This window comes from Mesorhizobium sp. M2A.F.Ca.ET.039.01.1.1, assembly GCF_003998035.1.
GTDB lineage: Bacteria > Pseudomonadota > Alphaproteobacteria > Rhizobiales > Rhizobiaceae > Mesorhizobium.
On sequence record NZ_RZRY01000281.1, the window covers coordinates 1 to 7795 of the forward strand.

The 7795-nt window shown below is 63.9% G+C and carries 8 protein-coding genes and 1 pseudogene; 5 read left to right on the forward strand and 4 right to left on the reverse strand.

Annotation, left to right across the window (positions count from 1 at the left end):
* Positions 1-1027 (forward strand): methylmalonyl-CoA mutase family protein (locus EOA24_RS20615; protein ID WP_189354063.1); only part of this gene is annotated, 1027 nt, incomplete at its 5' end.
* 57 nt (positions 1028-1084) lie between these two features.
* Complete coding sequence (locus EOA24_RS20620; protein ID WP_245463225.1) at positions 1085-1330, forward strand: AbrB/MazE/SpoVT family DNA-binding domain-containing protein; 246 nt, start codon at positions 1085-1087, stop codon at positions 1328-1330.
* 377 nt (positions 1331-1707) lie between these two features.
* Here EOA24_RS20620 and greA read toward each other — a convergent pair whose 3' ends face one another.
* The gene (gene greA, locus EOA24_RS20625) at positions 1708-2190 is read right to left on the reverse strand and encodes a transcription elongation factor GreA (RefSeq protein WP_126078398.1); all 483 of its coding nucleotides are present in this window, start codon (positions 2188-2190) and stop codon (positions 1708-1710) included.
* A gap of 107 nt (positions 2191-2297) precedes the next feature.
* Between greA and EOA24_RS20630 the strand changes: the two genes are divergently transcribed.
* Positions 2298-3674, forward strand: a complete 1377-nt coding sequence (locus tag EOA24_RS20630; protein WP_126078399.1) for a TIGR03808 family TAT-translocated repetitive protein — start codon at positions 2298-2300, stop codon at positions 3672-3674.
* On the opposite strand, the pseudogene EOA24_RS20635 reads toward EOA24_RS20630, so the two are convergent.
* Positions 3671-4482: pseudogene (locus EOA24_RS20635) on the reverse strand (methyltransferase domain-containing protein). The gene EOA24_RS20630 and the pseudogene EOA24_RS20635 sit on opposite strands and share 4 nt — an antisense overlap.
* Positions 4483-4659: 177 nt before the next feature.
* Here EOA24_RS20635 and EOA24_RS20640 point away from each other — a divergent pair.
* Complete coding sequence (locus tag EOA24_RS20640) at positions 4660-4941, forward strand: DUF1778 domain-containing protein (RefSeq protein ID WP_126078400.1); 282 nt, start codon at positions 4660-4662, stop codon at positions 4939-4941.
* Positions 4941-5426: a GNAT family N-acetyltransferase gene (locus EOA24_RS20645; protein WP_126078401.1), complete on the forward strand. Its 486-nt coding sequence runs from the start codon at positions 4941-4943 to the stop codon at positions 5424-5426. The genes EOA24_RS20640 and EOA24_RS20645 overlap by 1 nt, the downstream gene beginning before the upstream one ends.
* A gap of 83 nt (positions 5427-5509) precedes the next feature.
* Here EOA24_RS20645 and EOA24_RS20650 read toward each other — a convergent pair whose 3' ends face one another.
* Both EOA24_RS20650 and EOA24_RS20655 read right to left on the reverse strand, forming a co-directional pair.
* Positions 5510-6511: an asparaginase gene (locus EOA24_RS20650; protein WP_126078402.1), complete on the reverse strand. Its 1002-nt coding sequence runs from the start codon at positions 6509-6511 to the stop codon at positions 5510-5512.
* Positions 6512-6560: 49 nt separating this feature from the next.
* Positions 6561-7727 carry an acetyl-CoA acetyltransferase gene (locus EOA24_RS20655; RefSeq protein WP_126078403.1) on the reverse strand — a complete coding sequence of 389 codons (1167 nt, stop codon included), beginning with the start codon at positions 7725-7727 and terminating at the stop codon, positions 6561-6563.
* Between the last annotated feature and the right edge of the window lie 68 nt (positions 7728-7795).

The following is a 7795-nucleotide window of genomic DNA, read 5'->3' on the forward strand; positions in this document are numbered from 1 at the left end:
GGCGCGGATCGCCCGCAACACGCAGCTCATCCTGCAGAAGGAATCCGGCACCACGCGCATGATCGATCCGTGGGGCGGCTCAACCTATGTCGAGCGGCTGACGCATGATCTGGCGGCGCGGGCGCTCGCCCATATCGAGGAGGTCGAAAGCCTCGGCGGCATGGCGGCGGCGATCGAAAAGGGCATCCCCAAACTGCGCATCGAGGAAGCTGCGGCGCGCACCCAGGCGCGCATCGATTCCGGCGAGCAAATTCTGGTCGGCGTCAACGCGCACCGGCCGCAGACGGATATCGAAGTCGATGTCTTGAAGATCGACAATGCCGAGGTGAAAGCCCGGCAATTGGCGAAGCTGCAGCGGCTCAAAGGCACCCGCGATGTGGCGGCCCTGGAAAACGCCCTGGCGGCGCTGACGCGTGCCGCCGAGAGCGGCGAGAACCTGCTCGAATTCGCGATCCGCGCGGCGCGCGCCAACGCGACCGTCGGCGAGATTTCGCTGGCGCTGGAAAAAGTGTTCGGCAGGCATACGGCTGCGGTCCAGACGATCTCAGGCGTCTATCGCGACGCGCTCGGCGACAACCCGGCGCTCGACCGGTTGCAGGAGAAGATCGAGGCGTTCGAAAAGAAATCCGGCGGCAAGCCGCGCATCCTTGTCGCCAAGATGGGCCAGGACGGCCATGACCGCGGCCAGAAGGTGATCGCCAGCGCCTTTGCCGATCTGGGCTTCGACGTCACCGTCGGGCCGATGTTCCAGACGCCGGACGAGATCGCGAAGCTTGCGGTGCAGCACGACGTCGACATCATCGGCGCCTCTTCCTTAGCCGCCGGGCATCTGACGCTGATCCCCGAGCTCAAGGAAGCGCTGAAGAAGCTCGGCCATGCCGACATGCTGATCGTCGCCGGCGGCGTCATCCCGCCACAGGACTATGACGCGGTGCTGGCGGCGGGCGCTGCGGAGATTTTCCCGCCGGGGACGGTGATCCCGGAAGCGGCGAACCGGCTGATGGACCGGTTGCTGTCCGATCAATGAGGGCTTGCCGGTTTGGCTGAAAGGTTGTTCTATGGAAATAGACACAACCATGGCGCGATGATGTTCAAGACAACTATCCACGGGCTTGATGACGGATCGGGAGCGTTGCTGCTGCCACGCGAAATGCTTGACAGCCTGGACCTTCAGGTCGGTGACGAGCTCCAGATGATCGAAAGCGACGACGGCCTCATTCTAAAGCCAATCCGCCATGACGACCACAAACGGCAAATGAACGCTGCTCGCGACGTCATGGACAGATACGAGGCTGCACTGCGCAAGCTTTCAACGTTGGCTAACGGCTAGTTCCTCGACACAGTGATTTCGAAAGATTGCAGGCTTTAAGGGCAAGGCTATCAACATCCGCCGGGATAGTCAGCGTAAACGCTGGCGATGAGCTGGAGGCTTCTGAACCTCGTCATTCCAGGGCGGAGCAAGGAGCGAAGCGACGCGCGCAGACCCTGGAATCCATGCCGTTACCTGGACCGAAATGTGCAACGGTGCAGAATTCTGGACCGCCGCGGCGCTTCCAAGTCACGGCATGGATCCTCGGGTCTGCGCGCGTCGCTTCGCTCCTTGCTCCGCCCGTGGATGACGACCGCGATAGGCGTCTCGGCCAATCGCCAAGGCAGGGGACCTGCAACGCACACCAACCAACCGGTCAAATCTTCTGTATTGAGGAACTAATTCTCGGCCTTGTCCGAGAGCTTGACGATTTCCCATTCCTTGCCATTGACGGTGACGACTTCGCCAACCTTCTTGCCGAACAGCGCCACGGCCATCGGCGAGACATGGGAAATCGAGCCCTTCGACGGGTCGGCCTCGTCCTCGCCGACGATGCGCCAGTGCACCTTCTTGCCGTCGTCGCCTTCCAGCGTGACGCCCATGCCGAAGCGCACCACGTCGCTGCCGGCTTCCGGCACCGAAAGCTCGGCATTCTCGCGCCGCGCGGTCCAGTAACGCAGGTCGCGCGAAACCACCGCGATGCGCTCGCGGTCACCCTTGCGTTCGGCCTTGGCGAGCATATCACGCAGGTCGGCGAGGTTGTCCTCGATCATCGCAAGGCCGCGCTCCGTCACCAGATTGCGGTGCGTGCTGACCGGGCGTTCGCCGACGCCGGCAATGGCGTTTTCGCTGTCTTCTTCGCGGGTGAAAGCTCTGCTCATACAAATGAACTTAGGCTTGGCGAGGCGACTGCACAAGCGGTTTGCCGGTAAGGCCATGCTGGCACGATTCCTGCGACAGACAGGGCGAAACGCCAGGACCTGTGCCGATGTTGAACAGACGAACGCTGCTTGCCCAGGCCGCCGGCTTCGCCGCCGCCGGCGTCTTTGCCGGCAAGGCATCGGCGAAGTCGCTGCCCGGCATCGAAATGGCCGCGATGCGCGGCTCGATCGATGCCACCGAGATCGGCGTGCAGCCAGGCGCGGTCGACGACCAGAGCAAGGCTTTCGCCAGGATGCTGGCCGAGGCCAGCGATCGCGACCAGCCGGTGTTCCTGCCGCCCGGCACCTATCTCGTGTCGAACCTCAAGCTGCCTGCCCGCGTGCGCCTGTCGGGCGTGCCCGGCGCGACGCGCATCGTCTATGGCGGCAACGGCCATCTGATGATGGCGGAACAGGCCGAGCATATCGAGCTCACCGGCCTGGTCTTCGACGGCAGCAACCGCTGGCTGGCCGACTACGCGCAGGGGCTGCTCGACCTGCGCCGCGTCGCCCATCTGACAATCGACAACTGCCAGGTGACCGGCAGCGGCAAGAACGGGCTGGCGCTCGAGCACGCTGTCGGCCGCATCGGCCGCTGCGATATTTCCGGCGCGGCGGACGCCGGCATCTATTCGATCGAGGCCGGCGGGCTGGAGATCTCCGGCAACTCGGTGTCCGACTGCGCCAATGGCGGCATCCTCGTGCATCGCTGGCAGGCGGCGGAGGATGGTACCATCGTCAGCGGCAACCGCGTCCAGAGGATCGGCGCGCGCAGCGGCGGCACCGGCCAGAACGGCAACGGCATCAACGCCTTCCGCGCCGGCAACGTCATCATCTCCGGCAACGTCGTCTCCGACTGCGCCTTCACCGCGATCCGCGCCAACAGCGCCAGCAATTTGCAGATCACCGGCAACACCTGCTCGCGCTCCGGCGAGACCGGGATCTATTCGGAATTCTCCTTCGAAGGCGCGATCCTCAGCAACAATCTCGTCGACGGCGCCGCCAACGGCATCTCGATCGTCAATTTCAACGAAGGCGGCCGCATGGCCGTCTGCTCGAACAATATCGTGCGCAACCTGACGACGGTTGGACCCTACACCGCCGACCCACCAGGTTTCGGCGTCGGCATCAGCGCCGAGGCCGACACGACGGTTTCCGGCAATGTCGTCGAGAACGCGCCGCTCTATGGCATGCAGCTCGGGTGGGGGCCGTATCTGCGCAATGTCGTGGCGACCGGCAATATCATCCGTAAGGCAGGCACTGGCATCGTCGTTTCGGTCGTCGAAGGGTCCGGCACGGCCGTCATTTCGGACAACGTCATCGACGGCGCGAAAAACGGCGCCATCATCGGCCAGCGCTGGGCCGATCCGGTGACCGGGGACCTCACCCAGTCAACCGATACGGGCTACGCGCATCTCACCGTTGAGCGCAACAAGGTCAGTTAGACCGAAGCCACGATAATGTGCGCCTGGATCTTGGCGGCAACCGCGCCGCGGCCATGTCTGTCGGCGATCGCGGCTTCCGCATAATCGGTCGCGGACGCCAAGCTCCCGGCCTCCCTCGCCTCTATCTCGTTGCGAAGAAGCGTTCCTTGGCAATAGGCGACGGCCGGAACCCGCGGCGAGGATGCGCGGCTCTGCTCGGCCCTCGTATCGATCGCCACGTCGGAGAATCCGGCGGCAGCCAGATCGGCGCGGATCAAATCCTTGTCGTGATAACCGTGCGGCGTACGCGCCAGGAAGCGCGGCGGATCATGCGGAAAGATCCTGGCCAGGGCATTGGTCACGTCGTCTGCGAAGATATTCTCCTCGATGCGGTCCCAGACGCTGAACAGGAAATGCCCGCCAGGCTTCAGGACGCGCTTTGCCTCGCGATAAGCGGCGGCGCGGTCGGGAAAGAACATCGCGCCGAATTGACAGCAGACGAGGTCGAAGGCAGCGTCGTCGAAGGGCAGCTTCAAGGCATCCGCCTGGCGCCAGGTAATGAGGCTGTGCGGCCCTGGCGCGACGCCGCATAGTCGAGCTTCGGCTGGTTGAGATCGGTTACAGTATAGGTGCTGCCGGGATCCAGTTTTGGCGCCAGGGCACGGGTGACGGCCCCGGTGCCCGCGGCGGTTTCCAATACGGCCAAGGGCGAGAAAGAAGCCGCCCGCCGTGCGGCCTCCACCGCATAAGCCTCGAAAATCAGCGGCACCATATGGCGATCGTAATTTTCCGGGATCGACCCGGCAAACACCTTGTCCGCTTCCAGCATGGCCAGTACCCGGCGCTCGTTGACGGAGGAGACTAGCAAAAAAGATGAACTCGTTGCTGCTCAGTTTGTTAGGGGAGCGTTCTTCCGGGTCAAGAGCGACGAAATTCGCTGATCTCAAATTTAGATACACATTGTGTATGCAGAAATGCTATATGGCGTTACGAAGGAACCATCGCCATGGCCACCAAAAACCAGGACAGCCACGCCAAGCCCGTCAACCTGCGCATCCGCGAGGATGTCCGCAGCCTGATCGACCGCGCCGCGAAGATACGCGGCAAGACCCGCTCCGACTTCATGATCGAGGCCGCCTACCGCGCGGCCGAAGACACGCTGCTCGACCAGACGCTCGTCAAGGTCGATGCCGAAAGCTATCAGCATTATCTCGATATCCTCGACCAGCCGCCGCGCGGCGAGGGATTTGCCCGGCTGATGAATGCGCCCAAGCCCTGGCAGGACTGATGCTATCGGCACCGGTCCTTCTCGCCGATAGCCACGACCTCGACCTTTTTCAAAGCGGGACCGACAGCCTCGATCAATGGCTTCGACGGCGGGCGCGTGCCAATCAGGTCAGCGGCGCGTCCAGAACCTATGTGATTGCGGAAGGCACGCGCGTCGTTGGCTATTATTGCCTTTCATCAGGTGGACTTGATCTCGCAGATGCTCCCGGTTCGATCCGGCGCAATATGCCGGATCCCGTGCCCATGGCTGTGCTTGGCCGTTTGGCTGTCGATGCAAACTGGCAGAGCAAGGGCCCCGGCGTCGCCCTGCTTCAGGACGCGGTGCTGCGGACCAGCCAAGCGGCCGCCATTCTCGGCATTCGCGGTCTCCTGGTTCATGCCATATCGGATGAAGCCAAGACGTTTTATGAACGCTATGGCTTCCAGGCTTCGCCAAAGAATCCGATGACTTTGGTGCTGTCGCTGAAGACGGCTAGGTCAGGATGACGTTTCGTTGAAACGTCATCCTGACCTAGTTTTTGTTGGAGCATGATCTTTCCGAAACCGGTCCCCACTTTCGGGATCATGCGCTAATTGAGTGCCGCCGTCGGCCGCAGCGAACCAACCTTGGCGCCGATGCGGCTTTCGACTGCGGGATGGGCGAGCTGGGTCAGCCTTACCGCTACCGCCTCATCGCCACGCAGCAGTTTCGCAAGCACCGCGGCGATCATCACCTCTGCCGCCCTGCCGGCGCCGTCATCGCATTTGAGCGCGATGCCGAGACCGAGCTCGGGCAAGGCCGCGCAATAGACGCCTTCGGCGCCGGTCTTGACGAAGATGCGGCCCGGTGCTGCCTGCATCAGCGCGACATCGGCCTTGCCGGTGCCGGCGACGAGGAACGGCTCGGCCATGCAGGCCGAAAGCAGACGCTTCGCCGCCTTTGCGCGCTCGGGCGAGAAGCCCCTGCCCGTCGCCATGCGGGCAAAGCCGAGCGCAAAACTCTTCAACGGCACGGCATAGGTCGGGATCGAGCAGCCGTCGATGGCGCTATTGCCGGTGTTGTGGGCAGCGCCGGTGACGGATTGCATGGCGTCGCGCACCATCTCCTGCTGCGCGTGTCCCTCCTTGACGTAGCCCCGATGGGCGATGCCCGAATGCACGCAGGTGCAGAGGAAGCCGGCATGCTTGCCGGAGCAGTTGTTGTGCAACGCGCTCGGCACAGCGCCGGCGCGGGCGAGCGCTAGGGTGGCTTCATGGTTGGGCCAATGCGCGCCGCATTCGAGAGCGGTTTTGTCGAGACCGGCCTTGGCGAGCATCGCCCGCGCCAGTTCGACATGGGCGGGCTCGCCCGAATGCGAGGCGCAGGCCAGCGCCAGTTCGCGGTTGCCGAAGCCATAGGCGTCGGCAGCCCCCGATTCGACCAGCGGCAGCGCCTGGATCGCCTTCACCGCAGAGCGCGGGAAAACCGGGCGATCCGTGTCGCCGATCTCCCAGACGGTCTTGCCGTCGGCGTCGAACGCGCTGATGGCGCCGCGGTGCCTGCTTTCGACCACCGCGCCGCGCGTGACTTCGACCAGAACCGGATTGGACATGCTGCCTCCCGCACGCGCCAGAGGGCGCTGCTTTTAGTGCGGGCAGCTTCTACCTGATGCGGTCGAGAATGGAAACGTAATTGGCGACGGCAGCACCACCCATGTTGAAGATGCCGCCGAGCTTCGCGCCCGGCACCTGGATGCCGCCGGCCTCGCCGGTCAACTGCATGGCGGTGAGCACATGCATCGAAACGCCGGTGGCGCCGATCGGATGGCCCTTGGCCTTCAGGCCGCCCGAAGGATTGACCGGCAGGCGGCCGTCCTTGGCCGTCGTGCCGTCCAGCGCCAGCCTGGCGCCCTCGCCGGGCCTGGCCAGGCCCATCGCTTCGTATTCGATCAATTCGGCGATGGTGAAGCAGTCATGCGTCTCGACGAAGGAAAGGTCGTCGAGCGTGACGCCGGCCTTCTTCAGCGCCTGGTTCCAGGCGTGCTCGCAACCTTCGAAGGCTAGGATGTCGCGCTTCGACATCGGCAGGAAATCCTGGACATGCTCGTTGGCGCGGAAGGTCACGGCGCGCCGCATCTTCAACGCCGTCGCGGTGTCGGTGAGCACCAGCGCCGCGGCGCCGTCCGACACCAGCGAGCAATCTGTGCGCTTCAGCGGACCGGCGACGAAGGGGTTCTTCTCGCTTTCCTGGCGACAGAACTCATAGCCGAAATCCTTGCGCATCTGCGCGTAGGGATTGTCGACACCGTTCTTGTGGTTCTTGGCAGCGATCATGGCCAGCGCGTCCGACTGGTCGCCATAGCGCTGGAAATAGGCCTGCGCGATCTTGCCGAAGACGCCGGCAAAGCCGGCCGGGGTGTCACCTTCTTCCGGAAGGTAGGATGCCTTGAGCAGGTTCTTGCCGATCTCGGGACCGGGCGTGGTCGTCATCTGCTCGGCGCCGACCACCAGCACGATGCGGGCGGCGTTGGCGTCGATGGCGCGGATACCTTGCCGGACCGCGGCCGACCCGGTGGCGCAGGCATTCTCGACGCGCGTCGCCGGCTTGAAGCGCAGCCGGTCATCGGCCTGCAGCACGAGGCTCGCGGTGAAATCCTGCGGCGAGAAGCCGGCGTTGAAATGGCCGAGCACGATCTCGTCCACATCGTCGGGGCCGATGCCGGCATGGTCGAGCGCCTCGACGGCAACCTTGGTGATCAGGCTCTCCAGCGTCTCGCCTTCGAGCTTGCCGAAGCGCGAATGCGCCCAGCCGACGATGCATGCGGTCATGGCAACCTCCATTTGCGCCGCAGCCTAGCACGATCCTTAGCGGCACGTGATTCAATATTGTTCAACAA

What these genes read in the sequence shown, in the direction of transcription:
- EOA24_RS20645 (WP_126078401.1), top strand. Translation starts at nt 4,941, where the DNA reads ATGCTATCGGCACCGGTCCTTCTCGCCGATAGCCACGACCTCGACCTT.
- greA (WP_126078398.1), bottom strand. Translation starts at nt 2,190, where the DNA reads ATGAGCAGAGCTTTCACCCGCGAAGAAGACAGCGAAAACGCCATTGCC.
- EOA24_RS20655 (WP_126078403.1), bottom strand. Translation starts at nt 7,727, where the DNA reads ATGACCGCATGCATCGTCGGCTGGGCGCATTCGCGCTTCGGCAAGCTC.
- EOA24_RS20620 (WP_245463225.1), top strand. Translation starts at nt 1,085, where the DNA reads ATGATGTTCAAGACAACTATCCACGGGCTTGATGACGGATCGGGAGCG.
- EOA24_RS20650 (WP_126078402.1), bottom strand. Translation starts at nt 6,511, where the DNA reads ATGTCCAATCCGGTTCTGGTCGAAGTCACGCGCGGCGCGGTGGTCGAA.
- EOA24_RS20630 (WP_126078399.1), top strand. Translation starts at nt 2,298, where the DNA reads ATGTTGAACAGACGAACGCTGCTTGCCCAGGCCGCCGGCTTCGCCGCC.
- EOA24_RS20640 (WP_126078400.1), top strand. Translation starts at nt 4,660, where the DNA reads ATGGCCACCAAAAACCAGGACAGCCACGCCAAGCCCGTCAACCTGCGC.